Here is a 25718-nt window from a genome sequence, read left to right as displayed (position 1 = left end):
GAGCTTTCTTTTTCTGAAGCGTTTCTATGGCCCGCGACTACTACGAAATCTTGGGGGTTAGCCGTGGTAGCTCCAAGGAGGAGATTAAGCGCGCCTATCGCCGGCTAGCTCGCAAGTACCACCCCGATGTCAACAAGGAGCCAGGGGCTGAGGATCGCTTCAAGGAGATCAACCGCGCCTATGAGGTGCTCTCCGATGACGAGCTAAGGGCCCGCTACGATCGCTATGGCGAGGCAGGGCTAAGCGGAGCAGCAGCAGCCAGTGGGTTCCAGGATTTTGGTGGCATTGGCAGTTTTGCTGACCTGTTTGAGAGCTTTTTCACCAATTTTGCCGGAGCAGGGATCGGCTATGCCCGTAGCCGCCAAGGGCCGGTACGGGGGGATGATTTGCGTTTTGACCTGAAGCTGGAGTTTCTTGAAGCCATCTTCGGGGGCGAAAAGCAAATCCGCATCAGCCACCTGGAAACCTGTCCTGTCTGCGGGGGCAGCGGCGCTAAACCGGGCAGGGGTATGAAAGCCTGTCCCACTTGTGGCGGCATTGGCCAGGTGCGACGGGCCACCCGAACGCCCTTTGGCAGTTTTACCCAGGTCTCCACTTGTCCCACCTGCGGAGGAAGCGGCCAGGTGCTGGAGGAGCCCTGCTCCCACTGCAACGGAGAGGGAGTGATCCAGACTACCAAGAAGCTGCGCATCAACATCCCTGCTGGCGTGGACAGCGGCACCCGTTTGCGGGTTGCAGGCGAAGGAGACGCCGGTCGGCGTGGCGGCCCGCCAGGAGATCTCTATGTCTACCTGTCGGTCGAGCCGGATCCCGACTTCCAGCGGGATGGCCTCACCATTCTCTCCGAGGTGCGGGTGAGCTACCTGCAAGCTATCTTGGGAGCCAAAGTCTCAGTGCCCACGGTAGACTCAAAAGCCGGCCTAGAGGAAGAAACGGAGCTAGTCATCCCCCCTGGATCCCAGCCAGGCACGGTGCTGGTTTTGGAGGGCAAGGGGGTGCCGCGTCTTGGCAACCCAGCGGTGCGGGGTGACCACAAAGTCACGCTGGTGGTGGAGATCCCCACCCGCCTCAGCGCAGAAGAGCGAGAGTTGCTCCTACGCTTGGCTGAGCTGCATGGAGAACGCACCAACAAGCGGGATAGCTTCTTGAGCGGGCTGTTGCGTGGGCTAGCCCAAATGCCTGGCCATCGGGAGCGGGAGGAAGAATGATGGCAGAGGCAGTTCCCCCCCAAGACGTAAAGCTGGTTCTGGATCAGCGCGGGATCCCCTGTCCGCTCAACTACGTGCGCGCTAAGTTGCGCCTAGAACGCATGGCCCCGGGGGAGCTGCTAGAGCTGTGGCTGGATGCAGGGGAGCCCCTGGAGCAGGTGCCCAAGAGCTTGACGATGGCGGGCCATTCCATTGAAGGGCAACAAGCGGCGCCCGAGGGATATTACATCCTCTGGGTACGCCGTGGGAACTTGGCATGAGCCACCGGAGGGAGGGGCAGGGATCCACTTGCACCGGCTGGGTGCGAGCTGCCCAGGCCAACTTTTATCGCGTGCGCATCGATCCCGAGCTGGCTGACCTCTTTCCCGAGATCGAGGGGCATTTCCCCGCCCAAAAGCCGCTGCCGGCAGAGCTCCTCTGCACAGCGCGGGCCAAGCTCAAAAAAGGGGGGCAGCAGGTGATGGTGGGAGACTGGGTGGAGGTTAGCCTGCCCCCAGTGGCTGCTCCTCTTTGGCCAGAGCGGGGGGCGATTGAGGCCATTCTGCCGCGGCGAACTCAGCTGTCGCGGCCGGCCATTGCCAACGTGACCCAGGTCCTGGTGGTGGTGGCTCTGGCGGATCCGGAGCCTGACCCCGACGCCCTCAGCCGTCTGCTGGTACAAGCAGAGGCCAGCCACCTGCGGATTCAGGTGGTGTTCAACAAGTGTGACTGTGTCGAAGCGGCGGTAGCCGAGGAGTGGCGACAGCGTTCGCAGCGGTGGGGATACGAGCCCCTGTTGGTCAGTGCCCTGACTGAGGCCGGGATCCCCGAGCTCCGCCGTCGTTGTCGGGATCAGATCTCCGTGGTAGCCGGCCCCTCGGGGGTAGGCAAGTCCAGCTTGCTCAACCGGCTGCTGCCAGGTGTTCAGCTGGCCACCCAAGCGGTGTCAGAGAAGCTGCGCCAGGGGCGGCACACCACTCGCCACGTGGAGCTGTTCCCTCTGCCAGAAGGCGGTTGGATTGCCGATTCGCCGGGGTTCAATGCTGGCGAAGGGATCCCGCCGGTTTCACCTCAGCAGCTAATCCACTGCTTTCCGGAGGTGCGGGAGCGACTGGGCACCTGCCAGTTTCGCGATTGCCTGCACGATCGGGAGCCGGGTTGTGGGCTGCGGGAGCTGGACTGGGAGCGGCGAGCGTTCTACCTGCAGCTTTTACACGAACTCCAGGAAGCGCAAGCGGCAAGTTTCAAGCCAAGCGGGGAAAGACATCACTTTCCCTGCCGCAAGCAGAGCCGTCAGGTCCTAACCAATCCCGAACTCGACTGGCAGGAGGATTGAGGCAGCCTCTGCCGCAGCCAAGGTTATTGTCTCCGCCGCTTGCTTCATGATGTGATGATGGTGGTACCTCTTGGGCCATGCTCCTCCAGAAACAGCCTAAGCCTAAAGCTCTCGCGTAGCAGCTCTTATGGCTCTCTCGGATCCCCTTGGCCTTGTTGTGCAGGCGGTGCAGCAGGGCGGGTACGCAGACCGAGTGAAAAAGCTGGTTTACTTCACTTGCACCCGCACTTGGACCAACGACGCCAGCAAGCTGAGCGAAGAGGAGCTAAGGGCCCTGTTGGAGCAGCTCTGCCGTGAGCATGCGACCCTTGAGGACCTGGGCCAGCGTTTTCGCGACGCCATCCATTGCCTTAACAAAAAGGCGGAATACGCCCGCATCGCCAAGCTGCTGCTGAGCAAGCTCCAGCCCCTCTACCAACCTTCTCAGCTACCCCAAAGGGATCTCAGCAGCTCAGCCAGGGAGGCTCCTCCGCTGGAGTACGGCGGCCTACGCCTGCACAAGCAGGCCTATGATCCGTTTGAGCTGCGGGCTGGGCTGATGCAGCAGACCAGTCCGTTGCGGGCCAAGCTGGTTCTGTTTACAGCGCTGTACCACAAGCTAGAGCCCACAGGGCAAGGGTTGGCGACCCTGAGGCGCTATAGCCTCGACGAATTGCTCAAGGCCCTCTACGAAGCCTGCAACTCCCCCCAGGAGCTAGAGGCGCGGCTGCAGCAGGCGGTGCGGCAACTCCAGGAACCTGAGCAAGATGCCCAGGCAGCCAATGCCCTGCTGCAGATGTTGCAGCCCCTCTACGCTTATGTGCCCCTAGAAACGGTTGCCGGCGGGGGGCTGGCTGCCGAAACCCCCACTGCTGATCTCGACTGGCTACAAGGGGAAAGTGCGGCTGGGGGGGTGGAGTCCAGTGGCATGAGCTGGCTGGAGCCGGAACTTTCCCTAGCTGGCCCTCCTGCCATCGCAGCCCAAGAGCTCCCAGAACCCTGCCGCCAACTGCTGCAGCGCAGCGCCGGATCCCTGATGGTTACCCTCGAGAACACCCTAAGCGACTTGGGCAATGCCCTGGACGAGCTCCTGCAGGACGAGGATCCAGCCCAATACCTCACCCTCAAGCACCAGGTGCTGCGCGGCTTTCTCAAAGACTTTGAGGGATCCGCCGCCTTGTTTAGAGGGATCCTCGAAAAGCTGGAGCAATCCGAGTGGCGCTTGCTAAGGCCGACAGAAGAAGGGGTCGAGACGCCACCTCAGCCAGGAGATCCCTATGCGGCCCTGCGGCAGGTGCTGGCCAATAGCGATCTGGCCCAGCAGAAGCCTCACCTGCAGCAGGAGGTCATGCGCTTGGTACGGCGCAGCAGTGGCACGCTCAAAGCCGCCATTGAAAATGCTCTGAGCGAGTTGGGACAAGCCTTAGAGGAGCAGTTGCAGAGCCATCCTCTCGAGGAGGCCCTAGTTCTCAAGTACCAGACCTTGCGCGCCTTTTTGCAGGAAATCGAGGCTATCTCGACCAAGTTCACCACCTTCCTAGCGCGCATGGAGGAGGCGGAGCGCCGTCTGTTTGGCCTGGCCTGAGAGTCGGGCCTCTTAAAATGGCTGCTAGAAGCGGACCAGCCTGCTATGGATGCTAAAGATCTGCTCCGGCTGTACCGAGGGGGTCGCACTTCCTTCGTAGGCGAGAACCTGGCCGCCCTTGACCTCAGCCGAGCCGATTTAATTGGGATAGACCTCTCCCAGGCCAACCTGCAGAGAGCTAGCTTCATCTTTGCCTACTTGGGGCGAGCCAAGCTAAGCAAAGCCAACCTGGTGGGAGCCGACCTCAGTGGAGCCAACCTCAACCAGGCCGACTTGAGCGAGGCAGATCTCAGGGATGTTCAACTGCACGGTGCCACCTTGCAAGGGGCGGACTTGCACCGGGCCAACCTGAGGCTGGCCCTGTTGATTGACGCCAACCTCATCGATGCCGATCTCCGCTGGGCCGACTTGACCAGCGCCAACCTGGAGGGGGCTTGCCTGCGTGGAGCCAATCTCCGCTACGAGAGCCGCCGAGGGGCGGTGTTGCGTAGCGCCAACCTCAGCCGCGCCGATCTTAGGGGGGCCAACCTATCGGGAGCAGATCTGACGCGGGCCAATCTCAGCAGGGCCAACCTCAAAGAGGCTAGTCTAGTTGGGGCGCACTTGCAGGGGGCCAACCTGCACCAAGCCTGCTTGCAGGGAGCCATCCTCAGCAACGCTGACCTAAGGGAGGTTTGCTGTTTGGGCGCAAACTTGCAAGGGGCGCAGATGGGAAAGGCCAATTTGAAGGAGGCGAAGCTTAGCCAGGCCAACTTGGCAGAGGCCAACCTTAGCGAAGCAACTCTAGAGGGTGCCGATCTTTTTGCTGCCTGTCTGTGCTCGGCCAAGCTGGCGCGGGCGGATCTGAGTCGAGCCAATCTGGCTGGAGCTGATCTGCGGTCTGCCAACCTTGTGGACGCCTACTTGGGTCGCACCAACCTAGAAAATGCTGATCTCAGCAACGCCCTCCTCACGCGCGCCGATCTGAGCACGGCCAACCTCAAGGGGGCCAACTTGCGTGGAGCCACGCTTCCCGATGGGCGAACTGGCTAAGGCGGGGATCCACCCCGCTAAAGGTGAGGTTTTCCGCTGTCTGAGGGGCATGGCAACCGCTACTCTACCAGGGGAGGGGTGGGAGCAGAGGGTCCGTGAACAGCCGCCGATTTCTGTCCCTGCTGGAGGCCCTTTGGGCTGAGCTGCCCCTGCCAGAATGGTTGCCGGGGGCAGGGGGGCGCGTCTGGCAGCAGGCGGTGGCTGCGCTGCTGCGGCTATGGCAGGAGGTGGGTCAATTTGGCGTGGTTATCGGCGGGCCGGTACCCTGGTGGCCTTTTTGGATGATAGGGGATCCGCCGTCCCTGGAGGCGTTGCCATGCCGCCCCGGAGAGCTTGCGCGGGAGACCCCCTGGCTGTTTACGCCGAATTTGCCGCCGGAGTCTATCCCAGCTCCTGGCCACACCGTGATCCCTCTCTTGCCCCAGGATCCACTGGTGGAGGAGCCATTTCTGCTGCTGCTTACGCCTGCTTTTGCCGTGATAGCCGTCCAGGGGTACCACCCCCACACCCGCCAAAGGGGAATGATGCTCTCTTTCGAGCCGGAAGTGGTCCGGCGGGCCTGGCAGAACTTGGAGGAACGGGTGCAGCAGAGCAAACCCGAGCAGCTAGCCGCTTGGCGGGAGCTGGCTCTCCACTACCCCCTGACCAAGCCTCCTGGGCGGGTGCTGGCTCGCTTTAGCAGCTTTCTCCTGCTGGGTTCACTCGCTGAGGCGGGATCCCCGCCTGCCCGCCTGCCTCCCGCCAGAACCGAAGGGGAAAGCCGGGCAGCCCGACCCAAAGAAAAGTCGCAGAAGCCCCCTTCCGCTGTGGCAGAAAACACCCGCACCCCTGCTGCGCCAAGCTCCCAGAGCAGCCTCTCGGAGGCGGAGCTATTGCGAGCTCTCATCCACGAGATCCAGACTCCCCTCAGCACCATCCGCACCCTGGCCAGTCTCATCCTGAAGCGGCAGGACCTGCCACCGCGGGTGCGGGAATACGTGGAAAAGATTGACCGCGAGTGTACCGAGCAAATCAACCGCTTCAGCCTCTTTTTCCAAGCCACTGAGACAGTGATGCCCCCTGCTGGGAAAGGGGAGGGGCGCCGACTGCAACTGGAGCCGATTGCGCTGGTGGATCTAGTGCGGCAAAACCTGCCGCGCTGGCAAGACCAGGTAGAGCGGCGGGGATCCCGCTTGGAGTTGGAGATCCCTGCCGAGCTGCCCGATGTGGTCAGCGATCCCAAGGCCCTGGAAGCGGTGCTATTTGGAATCATCGACCGCTTGGCCCGCAGTACCCCCGCTGGCAGCCACATCCGCGCCCAATTGCTCAGTGCTGGCGAGCTGGTGAAGCTGCAGTTTCAGGTAAACACCCCCGAGGGGAGTGACACCTCTAGCTTGGAACTCAAGTCTCCTCAAGCAATTGGCCAGTTGCTGGTGGTGCAGCCAGACACTGGGGCCATTAGCCTCAGCCTGCCAGTGGCCCAAACCCTGTTCCGGGCCTTGGGGGGCTATCTCACTGTGCGCCACCGGGCTCGGCAAGGGGAAATTCTCAACATCTACTTACCCCGCCAGCTCTAGTCCGGATCCCAGGCTCGAGGAGATAGGGCTAGGATCCATTTATGTGCCCCAGGAGAGCCGAGAGGGGGGATCCATGCCAGCAAGAAAAAAAGTTGCCCAGCCCCAGCCAGAGCCTGAGCCTGCCTACAAGGCCAGGGCTGCCAGCCCAGGAGAAAGGATCACGCTGCCTGTTCAGCAGCTTTCCACCCTCATCCACCAGATGCGCAACCCAATCACGACCTTGAACATGCTGGCCAAGCTGCTGCAAAAGCACTTGCCCCCTGAAGATCGCAACCACTGGATTGGGCTCAGTATCGAAAAAGAGTGTAAGCGCCTGCAAGACTTACTGGGCGAGTTCGAGCGCCTGGATGGAGTTCCAGGCCCCCTGCAGCTCCGACCCCTCGCCCTAACCGACTTGCTCCAGGAGTGGATCCCTCTCTACCAAGCCCTGGCAGAGACCCAGGGGCATTGCTTCCAAGCCGTTTTGCCCTCCTCGCTGCCCCCAGTTCAGGCGGATCCCCGGGCTCTGCGCCAGGTGTTGGACAACCTCATCGACAATGCCTGCAAATATACCCCTCCGCCAGGCACCATCCAGCTTAGGGTGGAGGTTAGGCCTGCAGAGGAAGAGGCCAACGGCCCCGCTCAGCAGGAGGTGTGGATTGCCGTCTGTGACAGCGGCCCCGGCATCCATCCCGAAAACCTGGAGCGGATCTTCGATCCGTTTTTTCGCGCCGATCTCACCAAGCCCGGGCAGGGTCTGGGGTTGGCCATCAGCCGCGACTTGGCTACCCAAATGGGAGGAGATCTCCAGGTGGAAAGTTCCCCCCAAGGCTCCTGCTTCCGCCTCCGCTTGCCCACGCCCTCCTAGAGGTTAAACCTCTGCAAAACCTTGAAAGCTAGCCAGGAGTTGTACAATGGCCCCTTCTGACCACGCCAAACCCGAAACCGCCACTGGCAAGTCGGCCCGCATCCTGCTGGTGGATGACGAGCCGGGCCTGCGGGAAGCGGTGCAAGCCTACCTCGAGGACAGCGGCTTCGAGGTGATCCCGGCTGCCAACGCCCAACAGGCTCTGCAACTGCTCAGCACGGCCCAGCCCCAGCTAATCATCTCTGACATCATGATGCCGGGCATGGATGGCTACCAATTTTTGGCGCAATTGCGAAAACTCGAGCCCTACAGCCATCTGCCGGTGGTATTCCTCACCGCCAAAGGGATGACCGCCGACCGCATCCAGGGCTACCGGGCCGGCGTCGATGCCTACTTGCCCAAGCCCTTCGATCCAGAAGAGCTGGTGGCCATTGTCTCCAATCTCATTGAGCGCTCCCGCGCGGCTAGCCCCTCGGAAGTGGTGGCCCGCGAGCTGGCCTCGATTCGCGCCCTGTTGTCGGAGCGTACCCTGGCTGCCGCTCCTCCTCCACAGCCCTCCGCTCCTACCTCCTTGCCTCCACCCATCAAGGTAGAGCTGACGCCACGAGAACAGCAGGTGCTGGAGAAGGTGGCGGAGGGGTTGATGAACAAGGAGATCGCCAAGCAACTGCAGACCAGCGTGCGCAATGTGGAAAAATACGTCACCCGCCTCTTGAACAAGACGGGCACCAGCAGCCGCACGGAGCTGGTGCGCTACGCCCTCACCTACGGCCTGATCCGGTTGTAGTCCGCTTCCATTACTTGCGCTCCCGCCTCCTGAACCAGCCGATCCCCAGCCCAGGCTTGCAGCTCCTTCACCTCTTCCGGTTTGGTGGAAAAGGCCAGCGCCAGGGGCGCCGACGGAGGAACCAGCGCTGTCTCTGGCAGAACATCGTCAGGAAGCCTGAGCTGACAGGATCCCAGAAGCCAAGAGCTTCCAACCACAATCAAGAGAGGGGGAGAGTTTGGGGACGAAACTGGAGACGAAGCTGAGGCTGCGTGATAGCTACTTAGGCAGCTAGTGGTTGTAGCCAATCGCAGCACTTGGGCAGAGGCCCACGAAGCCAAGTTCTTGAGTAGAAGTTGCGCCTAGCACCATCTTCCCTTTAGCCTTAGCAAACCGAAGCGCATGGAATACTTGCCCCGTGCGCTACCGACGAGATTGGAATAGTGAGTATCCGAAGAGGTAGTTCTACCTTCCCTAGGAGTCCTCCCTTTTCCAAAAGTTGAAACCCTTGCTATGCTTGGGCAGAGTCACTTTCTCCGCCTGTAGGGAAGAGCACTAGAGGTTACTAGCTGTGACACAAGCCAAGAACTTCGAGCAGTTAGGAGCTTTATCTTGGCAAGGATCTTACTCTGACTTTTTTGCCCAAGCTGAGCAAGAAGGTATCCCTTCAATTCTCCTGGGGACCATTGCTCTATCCATTGCCCCTGAGTTTGCGGAAAGGTATGGGGGTGGATCTCCGGAAGGATTGCTGTGGCCACAGGCAAGGCGATTTTTGCAGGTTCTTTCGATTGTCTATCAGCCTGTTGCAGAACGCATGCGGCAGGAAGCCTTGAAGCTGCCCGCACGCGACTACCAGCGACTCCAGCTCCTGGGACACAGCCTTGACTACTTCGCCAAAGCTGGGGAAGAGGATTCTGTGTGTCTAGTGCTGAAACAAATCCTAGAAGATTGGCCACCCGACGCTTTTGCCAACTCCCTTTATGATCCTCCGCTGGGAGAGGAGGTGGCGCGCCTGTGGCTATTCCAGATTACTCGATATCTTTACGACCTCTTTCAAGACGAACCTGATGCCTTTTCATCTCAAGTTAGTTCCCTCTATCATTTCTACCATCGAGAAGCTGCTGTTGCTTATAGTCATTGGGTCGGTCAACAACGAAAAAATGACTCTGCTCAGCCAGAGTGGTACATCCCACCAGAGATTCGACTGGATGAACCTTTCGGGACGGCTCTTGCAGAAATCTGCAGGGATTCTTCTCTGCAAGTGGTAGTCGAGATAGGAGCAAGTAGTGGCGAGGGATCTACAGCTGTTTTGCGCTACGCCCTTCCTGACTCTGTTCGCATCTACAGCATAGAAGCTCATCCTGAGCGCTACAAAGAGTTGGCTAGAAGGGTAAGCAAGGATCCCCGCTGCATTCCCATTCACGCTGCTGCCCAGCCTAGGATTGCTACAGTGGAGGAGGTGGAAGAATGGCTGAAATCTTGCTCCAGCTTCTGGGTCCCCTATAGCCGAGAGCAGGCTCTGGAATGGCACCAGGAGGGACAAGATTTACTCAAGTCTGTTCCCACAGATGGGGCAAGCCGAGTTCCCAACCCCGACCTTCTTCTCATTGACGGCGGCGAGTTTACAGGCTGGTATGACCTGCAGGTTTTTTTAGAGCGAGGTGCTCGTCCCAAGTATATTGCCCTGGATGACATCTTCGCTTTTAAGAACAGCCGTTGCTTGACGGAGCTCTCCAGCTATGGCTACCGACTCATTCGCTGGGGAAATGCCCGCAACGGCTTTGCCATCTTTAAGGATATTAAAGCTACCCTTCCTATTCATTTCATTTCTTCACCATTGTATTGGATGGACAACCCTACATTGAGCGCCACTACTCTGTCCTCTGTCAGTTGGATAGGTTAGGGATCCCCTGGCAATGGGTGGTAGTTGAGGGCGTTGCTGCCTTGCGGCATGACACAGGGTGGAGTTTGGCCAACGGTGGCCGGATCCCTGAGGAGTATGCTCAAGGGCACAGCTTAGATGGCACAGTTGAATACTTGAGAGACTTGGCGGCCAAGGATACCCGTGTTCGGCTGGTTCAGAAGCCTGATGGCCAGTTTTGGGATGGCAAAATCGAAATGGTCAGGGCAGCTCAGCCTGATTATCCCTGCTTGCTGTGGCAGTTGGATGCTGATGAGATTTGGACAGCTGAACAAATCCGACGGGTGCATCGACGATTTGAAGCAGACCCCAGTTTAGAGGCAGCTCAGTTCTACTGTCGCTACTTTGTGGGCCCCAATCTTGTGTTGGACAACAAAGGCAAGTGGGGCAACAACCCTCAGATGGAGTGGTGGCGAGTTTGGAGGTGGGATCCCGCTGAGTGTGAGTGGCAAACTCACGAGCCGCCCATATTAACCCGAAATGGACAGGTTCCTAAGAAGGTTTTGACTGCAGACCAAGCAGAAGCAGAGGGCTTAGTGTTTGACCACTATGCCTATGCGTTGCGAAAGCAGGTGGAGTTTAAGGAGTCCTACTACGGCTATCAAGGGGCCGTAAAAGCCTGGGAAGAGCTGCAAAAAGCGGAAAAGCCCTGCTCGCTGCAGCCCTTTTTCCCCTGGGCATACGGGGATCCCTTAGTGGTAGAGGTGCGGGAGCGCCTTCACCTGTTTGTGGACGGAGTGTTCTTCCAATTTGCCCAAAGTGGTATTGCTACGGTTTGGCGCAACCTACTGCGGGAATTGCCCTGCTTTGGGATTCGCGTTACTTTCTACGATCGGGGCGGCATAGGAGAGCTACCCCAAGGTGTAGAGAGAATGCAGGGACATCCCTTTAGCTACGCCTACTGGGATGATCCTGAGTTGCGGCAAGCCTTTGCTTGGTCGGGGGCGGACGTTTTTATGAGCACTTACTATACCTATCTAGCTCCTGACGTTCCTCAGGTGCTCCTGCTCCATGACATGATCCCTGAAGTACTGGGTTCTGATCTGTCAGACCCCATGTGGCGCCAAAAGCACGCCGCCCTTGAAGTAGCCACTCGCATCATAGCGGTTAGCCAAAACACAGCCCGTGACCTCCTTCGCCTAACTGGGAAAGAGGCGGTGGTAGCTCACCCCGGAGTTGACACCAGTGTGTTCAAGCCGGATCCCTCGGCTACCCCCAAACACTGGCTACTCATTCAATGCTCGCAAGGAACCTACAAACGACACGAGTTGTTCTTCGAGGCTTATCAGCAGTGGTCTTACAAGCCCTTTCCTGTCCTTTGCACCTATGGGTCGTTTGTTCCAGAGACCTACCGGCAAGCTGCAGCTCCTCAGCCTGTCTTCAGCGCTCGCCTAGATCTACAGGGCATGGTTCATGCCTACCAGAATGCTGTAGCTCTGGTTTACCCAAGTGCCTATGAAGGATTTGGGCTACCGGTATTGGAGGCCATGGCCTGTGGAACCCCTGTCATCATCTATCCCAACTCTGCCTTGGTGGAAGCGGGAGGAGATGCTGCGTTCTACGTAGAAGATTCCCTGGCAGATACGATGGTTCAGGTCTTGGATCCGAAGCTGCGCGCTGAAAAAATCAGCAAAGGCTTGGAGTGGGTCAAGTCTTTTACCTGGGAGCGCATGGCCAGAACGGTTCAGGAAGTCTTGCACTCTGCCGTGAGGCGATGAATTACTTGGGTCGGGCGCGGGCGACCAGCTTATCCACATACTCGTTCCAGCGCAGACCCCGATGGGCTGGGATCCAGACCACCCGCACCTGAGGGCACTCCTGCTTGAGTTGATATAACTCCTCAACCAGATCCAAGTTTTCCACTGGCCCTGTGCGCCGCCGCCATCCCTGGGCTGCCCAGCGCTCCATCCAATCGTTATAAGTCTGCACGCAAAGGTGGGAGTCGCTGTAGATGGTCTCTACCGCGTTGCCCAGCGTATCCCGGCAGTATTGCAAGGCCCGAATGAGGCCGGTCAATTCCATGCGGTTGTTGGTGCTGGCGGGATCCCCTCCCCAAAACTCTTCCACAACCTGGTTGTCTCGAACCACCACTACCGCCCATCCCCCTGGTCCTGGGTTGGGAGAACAGCCCCCATCGGTAAAGATGCCGCTGTGGGGACATGCAACTAGCTGAGGAGGCTGAGCTACAGAGGTCTTGCCTGGCTGGGAGATCTTAGCCATAAGTGGAAAAGCGCAGGACAGCTTTTCTAGGCGCCCGACACCGACGCTAAGGGTTGTGTCAAGCCCAAACGAGCGTAAAGGCGAGAAAAGTCAAAGTTTGCTGACATGAGTTCCTGGATACAGCGGACTTTCACCTCCTCGTGCAGGGGGATTTGGCCGAAAAGCCGTTCGATGCGGTTAATGGTAGTGAAGGTATCCAGATCTACCGAGAGGATCGGCACTTCCAACTCCTCTGCCCGCGAGCGAACGCGGGGATCAAGAGGTAGCTTGCCGGTCAAGATCAGGCAGAGGGTGGAAGTCTCCAGGGCAGCCAGTTGAATGTCGGTGCGATCGCCGCCGGTGATGACTGCCTTGTGTTCCAGGTTGCGGAAATATTTCAGGGCAGCGTTGACGTTCATCGCTCCCACGGCGATGTTTTCCACCATCAAATCCATCCGGTCCGGACAGCAGAGCACCTCCGCTTCCAGTTGCCGCACCAGCTTGCCGACGCTGACGCTGCGCAAAATGCGATGGGAGGGCAAAATGCCCAGAACCGGGATCCCTCGCGCTTCCAGAAAAGGTCGGACGACGACCTGGGCTGGCCCCATTTGGTCGGGCGGCACATCGTTGAGCAACACGCCGCACAGGTGGGATCCCAGTTGGCGGTGGGCAAAGAGAAGAGCATCGACCGCCGAAGGGGAACGGTAGCGGCTGACCAGCAGCACTGGAGCATTCAGAGCTTGGGCCATTTTGGCCAAGGAAAGGCCGAACACCTCTCCCTCGTAGAGATCGGCTGGGCCCTCTAGCAGAACCAAATCCGCAGGGGATGCCTTGACAAACTCCAGCAGAGAGGCAACCGAGCGAGCTGAATCCGGAGGAGACTGCCGCAGGTGAGCCAGCCAAGCTGCTTCGTCAAGCTGAAGGAGCATGGGGGGCATCTGGCTCAGCCGCAGGGTTTCCGCTATAAAGCGCACATCCGGATCCATTCCTCTGTCGCCTGTTCCGAGCGGCTTCCCATAGGCAACTTTCGCCCCCTGCTGCTGCAGATGCTTAGCCAAACCCAAGATGGCTGATGACTTGCCGCTGCAAGGCTCCGTCGAGCCGATAAGGAGGAACTTAGACACGCAGAGCTCCTGAGAGGTCAGGGACACCAAGGGTGTGGCTGAAGCCACTTGTTTTGTTACTCAGTCTAACGGAAACGGCTTGGGGAAAAGCTTGCTTCAGGGCTGCTTCCCATCCCAACTACAAGCTAAGACGCCTCCTCTTCCTTCAAGTTCCCCAGGGCCGAGAGCAAGAGGTTAGCCAATTAAGATCGCCTCTTCGGGGTAGGTCACCAGCGGACGGGGCTGCTGTTGGGCCAGAGCCAAGACAATGGTCAGCGCCCCCAGCCGGCCCCAGAACATCACCAAGACGATGAGCAGTTGGCCGAAGAGGTTGAGCTCCCCCGTGAACCCCGTCGAGAGGCCACAGGTAGCAAAAGCAGAAATAACCTCGAAGAGCACCGGCTCCAGCCTGCTGTTGTGGTGGGTAATTAAGATCAGCCAAGTTGCCAATAGCACCACGAACAGGGAGACCGTCAACACCGCTGCTGCCTTGCGCACCATCGAGGGATCCAAACTGCGCCCGGCAATCTGAGCGCTGGGCAAGCCGCGGGCGTAGCCCCACAAGGCCAGCACCAACACCGCTAAGGTGCCAGTGGTGGTGCCGCCTCCCATCGAGGCCGGTGCCGCGCCGATAAACATCAGCGTCATCAGCAGCAACTGGCTTGCTGGTGTCAAATCCTCAATCGGGATCCCGGCAAACCCAGCAGTGCGGGCCGAAACCGACTGAAAAAACGCCAGGCCCAGGCGGCGAGGCCAGCTTAGCTCGCGCAGAGAGCCGCCAGGCAAACTCTCGGCCAAAAACATCCCCAAGCCGCCTGTGCAGAGCAGAACCACCACCACAACCAGAGTGATGCGGGTGTGCAAAGAGGGGCGGTGGCCCCGCGGCCAGGTCAACAAATCCGACAAAACCGGGATGCCCAGGCCGCCGATAAAAATGAGAGTGCCCAAGATCGCCAGCGACAGTCCATCGGTGGGGATCCCCTCTTGCCCAAATAGATCAAACCCGGCATTGCAAAAAGCAGAGACGGCGTGAAAAATTGCCAGAAAAACCGCCCGACCCGGGCCATAGAGATCCCGCCAGTGCACCCAGAGCAGCAAGGCCCCCCCCAGCTCAATGAGGGTAACCCCGATCAGCACCCGCCGCGTCAATTCCAGGATTGCCCCCGGATCGATCAGGCCCAGGGAGTTGCAGAGGGCCAGGCGATTGAGCAGGGAAATGCGCCGCCCAAGCAGTTGAAACACCACCACCGCCACCACCATGAAGCCTACCCCGCCAATTTGGATGAGGAGCAGCAGCAGGATCTGGCCTAGGAAAGTGAGATCCTCTGCCGCCACAATCGTCGAGAGCCCCGTCACGCTCAGGGCCGATGTGGCCGTAAACAGGGCCTCATTCCAGCTCAAGGGATCCCCCCGGCCGATCCCCGGCAGCTTAAGCAGCAAAGTCCCCACCACCACCAACAGGCCCAGTCCGACCACCAACCGTGATGGCGGTGGCAGCGGGCGACGCCTGTCTCCAAAAAAGAGCCGCTGTAAGGGGTTGGCCAGCAGCCGAGACTGAGAAGAAAAGCGGGGGGAACTCCAGCGCTCAGCCCCCTCCGGTTGCAACGGCGGGACGCGGCCCTCTCTCATCGAACCTTTACCCCTACATCTCATTCAGCCGCGAGATGTTGGTGTTGGCCCCCAGCACCACCAGCAGATCTCCCTTCTCCAGAACATAGTCTGCTGGCGGCGAGACCACCAGCGATTGTTTTCGCTTCACGACTAGAACCGTGATGCCAAAGCGGCGGCGCAAGTCCGACTCCGCTAGCGTATGACCCACCAGGGCCTCCGGCACCTCCAGCTCAGTAATGCTGTAGCCGGGCTCCAGCTCCAGTTGATCCAGGATCCCTGGTGCTGTTAGCACCTGCGCCAAGCGCCGCCCTGCCTCCTGCTCCGGCAGCACCACCCGATCTGCCCCTACTCGCAAGAGAATCGAGCGCTGCCGCTCCGTGGAAGCCTTGCAGATAACATTACGTACCCCCAGACTCTTGAGGGCTACCGTCGTCAGCAAATTGCTCTCGAAATCGCTACCAATGGCCACCACCACCGTGTCAAAGGAGGGAATATCCACCGCCCGCAGGGCGTCTTCATCGGTGGAATCCAGCGCCACCACCTGCGTCAGCTGGTCCGCCAGGCGCTGCACGATCTCGCGGCTGCGGTCGATCCCCAAAACGTTATGCCCTCGCTCCATCAGCGTGAGGGCCAAACTTGTGCCAAAGCGCCCCAGCCCAATTACCGCATACTCTCGCTCTGCCCGCCCCATCCACCCCCTGAGCCTTTCTGCCAAAACCAGACATCGATCATAAGCCATGCAGCCGGGCTCGGCAGAGCTGTCATCTTAGGCAGACTCCGGCTTGGGCAAGGTGGAGGGGTGAGGGATCAACTCGCCCGTAGAGCGACGCTCCACCATCTCGGCGGTAATACGCACGTGCTTGATGTCGCGCCGCGAGGGAACCTCGTACATCACATCCAGCATCAGCTCTTCCACAATCGCCCGCAGCGCCCGTGCCCCGGTTTTGCGGCGGTAGGCCTCCTTGGCAATGGCAGAAATGGCAGCTGGCTCAAACTCCAGCTCCACTCCGTCCATGCGCAACAGCTTCTGGGCCTGCTTGAGGATGGCATTTTTAGGCTGCGTCAAGATGGCCTCGAGGGCCTTCTCGTCCAGGGGATCCAGCGTAGCCACCACTGGCAGCCGCCCGATGAACTCCGGGATCATGCCGTACTTGATCAAATCCTCCGGCTCCAGCGCCTTGAGAGCATCGGCTAGGCGTTGCTCGCGAGTAACCGCTGGTTGATCCCCTGGCTTGATGAACCCCACCGATCTTTTGCCAATGCGCTGCTCGATGATCTTCTCTAGGCCGACAAAGGCCCCTCCACAGATGAAGAGAATGTTGGAGGTATCCACTTGAATGCAATCTTGGTAGGGGTGCTTGCGACCTCCCTGCGGAGGCACGTTGGCAATCGTCCCCTCAAGCATCTTCAGCAGGGCCTGCTGGACACCTTCCCCGGAAACGTCGCGAGTAATGGAGGGGTTTTCGCTCTTGCGGGCAATCTTGTCGATTTCATCGATGTAGACAATGCCGCGCTGGGCTTGCTCCACATCCATGTCGGCCACCTGCAGCAGGCGCAGTAGGATGTTTTCCACATCCTCCCCCACATAGCCAGCTTCTGTAAGGGTTGTGGCATCGGCAACGGCAAAAGGCACATCCAGCAGGCGGGCCAGGGTCTCAGCCAAGAGGGTCTTGCCAGATCCAGTAGGACCAATGAGAAGGATATTGGACTTTTGCAGCTCCACCTCCTCCAGCTCTGCCAACCCAGCGCTGCCAGGATTGGCTTTGGCAGCTAGCCGCTTGTAGTGGTTGTAGACTGCTACCGATAAGATCTTCTTGGCCTTCTCTTGGCCAATCACGTACTGGTCGAGATAGCGCACAATCTCCCGCGGCTTAGGCAACTGAGCCAAAGAAGGCAAGCCGCGCGGGGGCTTTTTAGGAGCTTCCCGCCGTCTGGCAGCAGGAGCTGAGGCTGGCGAGCTGTTGCCGTTGTAGAGCTCCTCCTCCAGAATTTCGTTGCATAGCTCCACACATTCATCGCAGATGTAGACCCCTGGCCCTGCAATCAGCTTGCGTACCTGATCCTGAGACTTGTTGCAGAAGGAACACCGCAATTGGGAGTCATGCTTGGCCATGGGATCCTCGTCGCTGTTGGCTGCTGAAGTAGGTACCCGAAAAAGTGGCTTGCCTTCCCTCGCCGCAGGGTGAGATGAGTTGGCTAGAAAGGCAAATAACCTGGTGAGCCAAGTATTCCTAGTCTAACACTTCCATTGCCAGGGATCCCTTCTGGCGCTGCCTGGCTTGAGCTTACCTTAGAGGGGGAAAAGCCCATAGGAAAACCGCTCGACTTGACGCCGAGCGGCGGATGGTGTGAGGAGTGAACGGAAACATGCGTCTCCGCTACTTCTATGATAGGAGAACATCGCCGGCTGCTGCCAAGGGGACTGGCGGGGAAGAAGAGGGCTCTGCACTGTTCCTGAGCAAGGCCAAGGCAGGTCTTGACACGTGTCTGTTGCATCCAAAAGGGGAAGGGACTGCCCTTGTTTCGTCCGCTTCCCCTTCCGGCGTTCACTCCTCACAGAGTTGAATATAAACCATCTCCAAGGCCAGGACAAGCTGGGCCGCCTAAATTTTTCCCTGAGGCTCCACTTAAGAATGGGGATTGCCAGGATCCAAGGCCAACAGCTCCGCTTCGCTCAGCAGGGGGATCCCCAATTCTTGAGCCTTTTTGAGCTTGGAGCCAGGGTCTGAACCCACCACCACGTAGTCTGTTTGGCGGCTAACACTGGCGGTTACCTTGCCGCCGCGGCTTTCAATCCAAGCCTTGGCCTCCTGGCGAGACAGGGTAGGCAGGGTGCCGGTAATCACAAACTTCTTCCCAGCCAGCACCTGAGCAGCTATAGGGGACTTTTGCTGAGGCAGGGCAGGGATCCCTAACTCGCGCAGCTCCTGCAGGAGCTGCTGGTGGGCTGGATCGGCAAACCAGGACACCACTGCCTCGGCAATTTCTCTTCCTATCCCGTAGATTTGGGCGATGTTCTCGATGCTGGCCTGGGCCAAGAGTTCAGGAGTGGGGAAGTGCTGGGCCAAAGTTTGGGCAGTTACCACTCCCACATGGGGGATCCCCAAGCCGTAGAGCACACGCTCCCAGGGCTGTTGGCGGGAGCGCTGGATGGCTTGTACCAGCTTCTGGCTGGAGCGGGATCCCATCCCCTCCAAGCTTTCCAACTGTTCCGGGGTGAGGCGGTAGAGATCGCTTACGGTGCGCACTCCTAGCTTTTCCACCAACTGGGCTACTCGCTTTTCCCCTAGGCCTTCGATATCCAGAGCGTCGCGGCTAGCCCAGTGCTGCAGTTGACCCCTAATCTGGGCGGGACAGTCGGGATTAGGGCAGCGGGTTATCGCCTCGCCAGCAGGGCGAACCAAAGGGGTGCCGCACTCGGGACAGTGGCTGGGCAGGCGATAGCGAACGGCATCGGGGGGGCGCAGCTCCTTGAGGATCCCCACCACCTCAGGGATGATCTCGCCTGCCTTGCGCACGATGGCGGTGTCGCCAATGTGGACATCCAGCTCCTCGAGGCGATCGGCGTTGTGCAGGCTGGCGCGGCTGACGGTGGTGCCGGCTAGCAGCACCGGCTCTAGCTCCGCCACTGGTGTAACGGCCCCAGTGCGGCCCACGCTGGCCACGATGGCGCGGATGCGGGTGGGGACTTCCTGGGCAGGGTATTTGAGGGCAATGGCCCAGCGGGGGAATTTTTGCGTAAAGCCGGCCTCCTCTTGCAGCCGCAGGGAGTTGAGTTTAACCACCACCCCATCGCAGGCATAGGGAAGCTGGGCCTGCCGCCACCGCTCGTAGAACTGGGCCACCTCTTGGAGGTTCCGGCAGACCTGGGAAAGAGGATTGACAGGCAATCCCAGTTCTTTCAGCCGCTGCAGACACTCCCACTGGGTTTGGGGAGGATCCCCGGCAGGCCACCCCTCCGGCCAGTGGAGAGCATAGGCAAAGAAGCTAAGCTTGCGGGCGGCAACCACGCGGCTATCCAATTGGCGCAAGGTGCCGGCGGCGCAGTTGCGCGGGTTGGCAAAGGGAGGATCCCCAGCGGAGCAGCGCTCGCGGTTGATGCGCTCGAACTCGGCAAGGGGAAGATAGGCCTCTCCTCGCACCTCCAGGACTGGCGGGGGATTGGCGGTTGCCAAGCGCAGGGGAATGGAAGGGATGGCACGGACATTGGGGGTGATGTCTTCGCCCACTTGGCCATCGCCGCGGGTGGCCCCCCGCTGGAGCAGCCCATCCACGTAGGTCAGCGCCAGGGCCGCGCCATCGATTTTCAGCTCGCACACGTACTCCAGCTCCCCTTCTTCAGGAGTCCGCCCCAGCAGCCGCAGCAGGCGCTCCTGCCATCCTTTAAGCTCTTCCAGGTTGAAGGCATTTTCCAAGCTGTAGAGGGGAACGCGGTGGGAAACCGTAGGAAACTGCTCAGCGGGTTTTTCCCCTACCCGCTGGGTGGGGCTGTCGGGGGTAATCAGCTCGGGATGGGCCTGCTCTAGCTCCTGCAGCTCGCGGTAGAGGCGGTCGTAAACGCTGTCTTCCAGGATGGGGGCATTGTGGACGTAGTAGGCGATGCTGGCTTTTTGCAGCAGGGCGCGCAGCTCACGGGCGCGTTCTTCCAGTTTGGGATCCATACCGTCGTATCCAGCTAGCCCCTAGGGGAGCACTACGCTTGTTCTAGCAGCCTTGGGGAGGCGTATCTGCCAATTTTTGCTCCTGCAGGTATTGGTAGGCTTGGGCGGCAGCGGCCATTTCCGCCGCCTTTTTGGAGCGCCCCTCGCCGCGGCCCCAGCATTGGCCTTGGCCCCAAACTTCCATGGTGAAACGGGGCGGGTGCTCCTGGGCAGCCACGAGGCGATACTCTGGCAAAATGCCCCACCAGCGCTGGGTTAGCTCCTGCAGCGCAGCCTTGGGGTTGCGACGAGTGGGATCCTGGAACCACTGCTCTACCCGTTGGCGAAAGTAGGGATCCAGCCAGGGGTGCAGCCGGGACAGGGTGTGGATGCCCCAGCTTAGGTACAGGGATCCCAGCAGGGCCTCAAAAGCATCCGCCAAGCGTCGTGCCCGACCCGCCAAGTCGTTTTGGCAGCTAGATCCCAGCTCGAGGTAACGCTCCAGGCCATGCAGATCCGCCAGTTCCGCTAGGTGAGCATCGCTGATGAGATCGGAGCGAATTGCTGTTAGTTCTCCTACTGACAGGTGAGGATAGGACTGGAACAAGAACTCAGTGGCCAAAATCCGTAGGACGGAATCCCCCAGAAACTCTAGCCGGTCGTTGTTGCGCTGGCCATCCCGGGAAGGGTGAATCAAAGCCTGATCCAGTAAGTCCCAGCGCAATTGCTCCAGCCAGGTGGGATCTTTGAACCCTAGGCGAGCTAGCAATTGCTCCAGCAAGCGACGACGGGGCAAGATGAGTTCAACCATACAGCTCAAGCCAAACTTGCAGCCCTTGAGGGAGGAGGGCAGGAAGGCAAAACCGCCCTTAACCCCCTAGGCGCTGAGTTTCTGTCCAAATCATACATAGTCGCTGCTGGGGATCGCGGTAACGTGGGGATAGGAGCCTAGAGGCTCCAAGGGCAAGCAAAGAGTGCGGTCTCATGCTGCCGAGTGGCTCCAAAAACCCCGCCCAGCCAGCGGCCCAGTCTGGGCAAGAAGTTGAGTCTCCAGGCCCGCGGACCCCAGCTCCCTACGTGGTGTTGCATGGCCATTTCTACCAGCCACCGCGCGAGGATCCCTGGCTGAACCGCATTGAGCGCCAGCCCAGCGCCCACCCCTTCCACGACTGGAACGAGCGCATTCTGGCGGAGTGCTATCGGCCCAACGCCTTTGCCCGCATCCTTGATGAGCAAGGGCAGGTGGTGCGCATTGTCAATAACTATGAGTTCATGAGTTTTAACTTCGGCCCCACCCTCCTTGCCTGGCTGGAGGAGCACGACGTTGAGGTCTACCAGCGCATCCTGGCCGCCGACCGTCTCAGCGCCGAGCGGCTGGAGGGAAAGGGCAATGCCATTGCCCAGGTCTACAACCACGTCATCCTGCCCCTAGCCAATGAGCGGGACAAGTACACGCAGATCCGCTGGGGAATCGCCGATTTCCAGCATCGCTTTGGCCGCTTCCCCGAAGGCATGTGGCTGGCGGAAACCGCTATCGATGCAGCAACGGTTAAGGCCTTGGTCGACTGCGGGATCCGCTTTGTCATCCTAGCCCCCAGCCAGGCGCAGCGCATTCGCCCTTTGGGGCAAACGGAATGGATCGATGTCAGCCAGGGCCAGATCGATCCCAGCCGGCCCTATCGCTGCTTTACCCCCGACCGAGGCGGCTACCTAGATGTTTTTTTCTTTGACGGCCCCATCTCCCGCGACCTTGGCTTTGGCGATATTGCCTACAGCACCCAGGCGCTGGCGGAGCGGCTCCAGTTGGCCATTCGCCCCGACCGAGAAGTCCAACTCATCAACTGTGCCACGGATGGCGAGACCTTTGGCCACCACAAACGCGGAACAGAGCGTACCCTGGCCTATGCCTTCTGCGAGGAGTTTCCCCGCCGAGGCTGGCAAGTGGGCAACTACGCCCATTTCCTCAGCCACCACCCTCCCACCTGGGAGGTGCAACTAAAGCCAGTTACTGCCTGGAGCTGTGCCCATGGGGTGGGGCGGTGGTCACGGGACTGTGGCTGTGGGGCAGTGCCTGGCTGGCACCAACGCTGGCGGCAACCGCTGCGGGAGGCCCTCAACTGGCTGCGGGATCAGTTGGCCGAGATCTACGAGACGGAGGCTAAGGCCTACCTGCGGGATCCCTGGCTGGCTCGGGATCGCTACATCGAGGTGATCTTGGATCGGGAGCGCAGGGAGGCATTTTTGCAGGAGCACCAAAGCCACCGCCTCACTGCCGAAGACCGGGTGCAGGTGCTGCGCCTGTTGGAGATGCAGCGCTACAGCCAACTGATGTTCACCAGTTGCGGCTGGTTCTTTGAAGAACTCGCTCGCCCTGAGGGGGTGCAAATCCTGCGCTATGCGGCGCGGGCCATTGAGTTGGCAGCGGCTGCCACCAAGGTAGATCTGGAGGAGGAGTTTCTGCTTCGCCTAAGCAAGGCCCCCAGCAACCTCGAACTCTACAAAGACGGCCGAGGAGTTTACCAAGCTTTGGTGCGCCCCCGCCGGGTTAGCCCGCAGCGGCTCGTGGCCCAGCACGCCATGCTTTCCCTGGTCAACGGCGTACCTCGCTCCTCTGGGTATGTGCTGGAGCCGGTGGATCAGGAGCGCCTAGCTATAGGAGGATCCACGCTACTGGTGGGGAGGGTGAAGCTCTCTTTTCCCACCACCTCTGAAGAGCACGACCTCACCTACGCTCTACTCCACCTGGGCGGCTGGGACTTTCAATGTGGCGTCAAGCCGTTTCCAGGGCAGCGCGGCTACGAGCAGTTGAAAGCCAGTCTGCTGTCTAGCTCCCGCAGCCGCATCCAGCTCGTCCTAACCCTGCAAGAGCTGCTGGGACCGGAAACCTTCGACCTCAACGCCCTAACGGAGGAAGACCGGCAGCAGATGTTGCGCTGGCTTACCCAGGACACGTTGGAGCGCTTGGCCCAGCTCTATCGCCAAACCTACCTGGAGAATTACGGGGTTTTGATGGCTTTTCGGGCCGATGGCCTGCCGATCCCGGAAGAGCTGTTGGCCGCCGCCCAGATTACCCTCAACCAGCGCCTATTGAGCAGCTTACGGGCCATGGAAATAGAAGAGGGCAAGCGGGATCACCTGCTGGAGTTGCGAGCAATTGCCCGCGAGGCAGAGCAGTTGGGGTGTCAGTTGCGGCAGGAAGAGGCAGCCCGGGTCTTGGATCGGCTCTTGCAGCGGGGGATGTGGCAGCTGGCCCAGGCAGCCGACTCGGAAACCCTCAGCGAGCAGCTCCACAACTTGGAAGAGTGGCTGCAACTGGCTGCCGATCTGGGCCTGCCCATCCGCTTGGATCGCCTCCAAGAGCTCTACCTACTGGGATTGGAGCGCCGGCGTTCAGAACTACTCCGCAGCAGCCTAGAGCGTGCCCCTGGCCGGATCCCTGCCGAAACCCTACGCCGCTTGCTTCAGCTGGGACAACAGCTTCGCATTAATGTCAGTGCCTGGCTACAGCAGCTACCGCCCCCGGCCGCTACCGAGGGCTAGCCCAGCTCCCATCGGGATGACAGGATTCGAACCTGCGGCCCCTTCGTCCCGAACGAAGTGCGCTACCAAGCTGCGCTACATCCCGTAATCCAACTTACAGCGCAACAATTCTAGCACGCTGACTAGCCAAGCACGATCCTCGCCGAGCCAATCTGCGCTAAGCTGCAAGAGCCCACCTTTCCGTAGGCGAGGTATGCCTCAGCCCAAGGGTTTTAGCCCCTCGCAGCCCGAAAAACAGGCAGCAAAGACCAAAGCCGCCAAGCGCAAGGAAGCAGCCAAACGCTACGACGAGCTGAAAGCCAAAGGAATGCCGGAGTTTGCCATTTTTGCCCGGCGCCGCCAGGCTGAGCCCGGCAAACCCAACCCTTGGCTGCCTGTGGGATCCCTGGCGGTCAGTCGCTCCAGCGCCATCCACCAGGCCATCTTCCAAAACGAGGAAGAGCTTAAAAAAGCAGCCGTCCGCCTCTTTCCCCGTCTTGGCAAAGTTAAAGACGAGCTGGAATTTGGCTTTCGCCTCAAAGACAAAGAGTTTCAGGACGAACCTATTCAGGTGGCAGTCCGACCCCAGCCTTCGCCCTTTCAGCTTTGGATGGACAAGGTGCGCAGGTGGCTGGGCCTGGGCAAAAGAGCTACCCAAACCTCCAAGAAAGGCTAGGTGTGGCAAATGTGCTCCCTGTCGCAGGAAGGGCTGGGGGAGCAAAAGAAGCACAGCCCTTGGGGAGAGCTAGGTGACGACGTCCGGCTGCTGCCGACCAGTGCGGGCGCGGATTTGGGCAAAGTGATCCGCTAGCTGGATCAGCTCAGCCAGGGCCGCCTGGGGATCCAAACCCTGCCGCCTGGGATCTGGCTCAAACCGCTCCAAGTACACCCGCAGGGTGGCGCCGTGGGTGCCGGTGCCAGAGAGGCGATAGACGATGCGCGAGCCATCCTCAAAGCCGATGCGGATCCCTTGGTGGCGGCTGGTGCTGCCGTCTACGGGATCGGTGTAGCTGAAGTCATCGGCATAGGCCACCGTCTGCGCGCCAAAGCGCTGTCCCACCCAGCCGGACACAGAGCGCCGCAAGTGCTCCATCAGCTCCTCGGCCACCTCCACCGGCAGCCCCTCGTAGTCGTGGCGGGAGTAGAAGTTGCGTCCGTAGGTGCGCCAGTGCTCTTCCACAATCTGCCGCACCGACTGCCGCCGCACGGCGAGGATGTTGAGCCAAAAGAGAACAGCCCAGAGGCCATCTTTTTCGCGGATGTGGTTGGAGCCGGTGCCGAAGCTCTCCTCGCCGCAGAGGGTGACTTTGCCGGCATCCAGGAGGTTGCCGAAAAATTTCCAGCCCGTAGGGGTTTCGTAGCAAGGGATCCCCAGCTTGGCCGCCACTCGGTCTGCTGCCTGGCTGGTGGGCATGGAGCGGGCAATCCCGGCCAGCCCCTCCCGGTAGCCGGGCACCCAGTGGGCGTTGGCAGCCAACACTGCCAGGCTATCGCTAGGAGTTACGTAGAACTGGCGGCCCAGGATCATGTTGCGATCCCCATCCCCGTCGGAGGCAGCGCCGAAATCGGGCCCATCCTCCCGAGACAGCAGCTCCACCAGGGCGCGGGCATGCACCAGGTTGGGATCCGGGTGGAGGCCGCCAAAATCCGGCAGCGGCTGGCCGTTGAGGACACTGCCCTGGGGCGCTCCTAGAACTTTCTCCAGGATGGCGTGGGCATAGGGGCCAGTGACGGCGTGCATGGCGTCGAAGGCGATGCGAACCCCAGAAGCCAGGTAGTTGCGAATGGCATCAAAGTCGAATAGACGCTGCATTAGATCCAGATAGTCGGCCACAGGGTCGATAACGCAGACCGTCAGGGATCCCAGCCGTTGCTCCCCCAGGCGATCCAGATCTACGTCTGGGGCCTCTAGGATGCGGTACTCGCGGATCCGCTGGGCGCGGGCGTAGATGGCCTCGGTCACCTTCTCCGGGGCGGGGCCGCCGTTGCCGATGTTGTACTTGATGCCAAAGTCTCCTTGCGGACCGCCGGGGTTGTGGCTGGCTGAGAGGATGATACCGCCGTAAGCTCTGTATTTGCGGATGAGGCAGGAAACCGCTGGCGTGGAGAGGATCCCCCCTTGACCTACCAACACCCGCCCAATGCCGTTGGCTGCCGCCATCTTGAGCAGGATCTGGATAGCCTCTCGGTTGTAGTAGCGGCCATCTCCCCCAACCACCAAGGTTTGGCCGGCAGATCCCTCGAGGACGTCAAAGATGGATTGGACAAAGTTCTCCAGGTAGTGGGGCTGCTGGAACACCTGTACCGGCTTGCGCAGGCCGGAAGTGCCAGGTCTTTGGTCAGGGAAGGGGGCAGTGGTGACCGTGCGGACGCTCATACCCTAGGCTGGCGAAACTATCCCGTTCCTCGAGGCAGAACTTGGCCAGAGCGGTACCTG

General features: G+C 60.1%; 21 protein-coding genes and 1 tRNA gene. 12 read left to right on the top strand and 10 right to left on the bottom strand.

The features are described 5' to 3' along the window. Positions 1–26 precede the first annotated feature (26 nt). The 8 genes from dnaJ (at position 27) to NW808_RS02525 (ending at position 8309) form a co-directional block, all read left to right on the top strand. Positions 27–1208, top strand: coding sequence for a molecular chaperone DnaJ (gene dnaJ, locus NW808_RS02560; protein ID WP_414411886.1), 1182 nt, complete (start codon positions 27–29; stop codon positions 1206–1208). Then, positions 1205–1468 (top strand): sulfurtransferase TusA family protein, encoded by a 264-nt coding sequence (locus tag NW808_RS02555; protein ID WP_414406188.1) that lies wholly within the window; start codon positions 1205–1207, stop codon positions 1466–1468. The genes dnaJ and NW808_RS02555 overlap by 4 nt, the downstream gene beginning before the upstream one ends. After that, complete coding sequence (rsgA, locus tag NW808_RS02550; RefSeq protein WP_414420177.1) at positions 1465–2523, top strand: ribosome small subunit-dependent GTPase A; 1059 nt, start codon at positions 1465–1467, stop codon at positions 2521–2523. The genes NW808_RS02555 and rsgA overlap by 4 nt, the downstream gene beginning before the upstream one ends. Before the next feature lie 127 nt (positions 2524–2650). Next, positions 2651–4087 carry a hypothetical protein gene (locus NW808_RS02545; RefSeq protein ID WP_414420176.1) on the top strand — a complete coding sequence of 479 codons (1437 nt, stop codon included), beginning with the start codon at positions 2651–2653 and terminating at the stop codon, positions 4085–4087. A 45-nt stretch (positions 4088–4132) separates the two neighbouring features. Then, entirely contained in the window at positions 4133–5119 is a 987-nt protein-coding gene (locus NW808_RS02540) for a pentapeptide repeat-containing protein (RefSeq protein ID WP_414420175.1), read from the top strand. A gap of 95 nt (positions 5120–5214) precedes the next feature. Next, on the top strand, positions 5215–6675 hold the full coding sequence (locus NW808_RS02535; protein ID WP_414420174.1) for a sensor histidine kinase: 1461 nt from the start codon (positions 5215–5217) through the stop codon (positions 6673–6675). Positions 6676–6718: 43 nt separating this feature from the next. Continuing rightward, positions 6719–7522 (top strand): sensor histidine kinase, encoded by an 804-nt coding sequence (locus tag NW808_RS02530; RefSeq protein WP_414420173.1) that lies wholly within the window; start codon positions 6719–6721, stop codon positions 7520–7522. 46 nt (positions 7523–7568) lie between these two features. Beyond that, a complete protein-coding gene (locus NW808_RS02525; RefSeq protein ID WP_414420172.1) occupies positions 7569–8309 on the top strand; it encodes a response regulator in 741 nt (246 codons plus the stop codon). Here the strand turns inward: NW808_RS02525 and NW808_RS02520 are convergent. Then, complete coding sequence (locus NW808_RS02520) at positions 8288–8506, bottom strand: hypothetical protein (RefSeq protein WP_414420171.1); 219 nt, start codon at positions 8504–8506, stop codon at positions 8288–8290. The genes NW808_RS02525 and NW808_RS02520 overlap by 22 nt on opposite strands. Positions 8507–9060: 554 nt before the next feature. Between NW808_RS02520 and NW808_RS02515 the strand changes: the two genes are divergently transcribed. After that, on the top strand, positions 9061–10191 hold the full coding sequence (locus tag NW808_RS02515) for a hypothetical protein (RefSeq protein ID WP_414420170.1): 1131 nt from the start codon (positions 9061–9063) through the stop codon (positions 10189–10191). Beyond that, complete coding sequence (locus NW808_RS02510) at positions 10131–11927, top strand: glycosyltransferase (RefSeq protein WP_414420169.1); 1797 nt, start codon at positions 10131–10133, stop codon at positions 11925–11927. Before NW808_RS02515 ends, NW808_RS02510 begins: the two co-directional genes overlap by 61 nt. Position 11928: 1 nt before the next feature. On the opposite strand, the gene NW808_RS02505 is transcribed toward NW808_RS02510, so the two are convergent. From NW808_RS02505 to rnc, 7 genes are all read right to left on the bottom strand, one after another. Next, on the bottom strand, positions 11929–12429 hold the full coding sequence (locus NW808_RS02505; RefSeq protein ID WP_414420168.1) for a ribonuclease H family protein: 501 nt from the start codon (positions 12427–12429) through the stop codon (positions 11929–11931). 26 nt (positions 12430–12455) lie between these two features. Continuing rightward, a complete protein-coding gene (locus NW808_RS02500; protein WP_414420167.1) occupies positions 12456–13532 on the bottom strand; it encodes a phosphotransacetylase family protein in 1077 nt (358 codons plus the stop codon). 174 nt (positions 13533–13706) lie between these two features. Beyond that, positions 13707–15140 carry a TrkH family potassium uptake protein gene (locus NW808_RS02495; RefSeq protein ID WP_414420166.1) on the bottom strand — a complete coding sequence of 478 codons (1434 nt, stop codon included), beginning with the start codon at positions 15138–15140 and terminating at the stop codon, positions 13707–13709. A 13-nt stretch (positions 15141–15153) separates the two neighbouring features. Continuing rightward, positions 15154–15861: a potassium channel family protein gene (locus NW808_RS02490; RefSeq protein WP_414410719.1), complete on the bottom strand. Its 708-nt coding sequence runs from the start codon at positions 15859–15861 to the stop codon at positions 15154–15156. A gap of 27 nt (positions 15862–15888) precedes the next feature. Next, positions 15889–17235, bottom strand: a complete 1347-nt coding sequence (gene clpX / locus NW808_RS02485; RefSeq protein ID WP_414392971.1) for an ATP-dependent protease ATP-binding subunit ClpX — start codon at positions 17233–17235, stop codon at positions 15889–15891. Positions 17236–17749: 514 nt separating this feature from the next. Beyond that, a complete protein-coding gene (gene ligA / locus NW808_RS02480) occupies positions 17750–19783 on the bottom strand; it encodes an NAD-dependent DNA ligase LigA (RefSeq protein ID WP_414420165.1) in 2034 nt (677 codons plus the stop codon). Between the two features lie 43 nt (positions 19784–19826). After that, entirely contained in the window at positions 19827–20573 is a 747-nt protein-coding gene (gene rnc, locus NW808_RS02475) for a ribonuclease III (RefSeq protein WP_414392967.1), read from the bottom strand. A gap of 173 nt (positions 20574–20746) precedes the next feature. Here rnc and NW808_RS02470 point away from each other — a divergent pair, with 173 nt between their 5' ends. Further along, positions 20747–23302, top strand: coding sequence for a DUF3536 domain-containing protein (locus NW808_RS02470; RefSeq protein ID WP_414420164.1), 2556 nt, complete (start codon positions 20747–20749; stop codon positions 23300–23302). Between the two features lie 11 nt (positions 23303–23313). Here the strand turns inward: NW808_RS02470 and NW808_RS02465 are convergent. Continuing rightward, positions 23314–23387, bottom strand: a tRNA-Pro gene (locus NW808_RS02465). A 108-nt stretch (positions 23388–23495) separates the two neighbouring features. On the opposite strand from NW808_RS02465, the gene NW808_RS02460 reads away from it, so the two are divergent. Then, positions 23496–23957 (top strand): HHL1-like protein, encoded by a 462-nt coding sequence (locus NW808_RS02460; RefSeq protein ID WP_414411875.1) that lies wholly within the window; start codon positions 23496–23498, stop codon positions 23955–23957. Positions 23958–24026: 69 nt separating this feature from the next. Here NW808_RS02460 and NW808_RS02455 read toward each other — a convergent pair whose 3' ends face one another. After that, positions 24027–25658, bottom strand: coding sequence for an alpha-D-glucose phosphate-specific phosphoglucomutase (locus NW808_RS02455; RefSeq protein ID WP_414420163.1), 1632 nt, complete (start codon positions 25656–25658; stop codon positions 24027–24029). Positions 25659–25718: the final 60 nt, after the last annotated feature.

Origin of the sequence: Synechococcus sp. W70.1 (genome assembly GCF_047461515.1) — a bacterium.
Taxonomy (GTDB): domain Bacteria; phylum Cyanobacteriota; class Cyanobacteriia; order Thermostichales; family Thermostichaceae; genus Thermostichus.
This window is presented reverse-complemented; position numbering and strand designations above follow the sequence as displayed.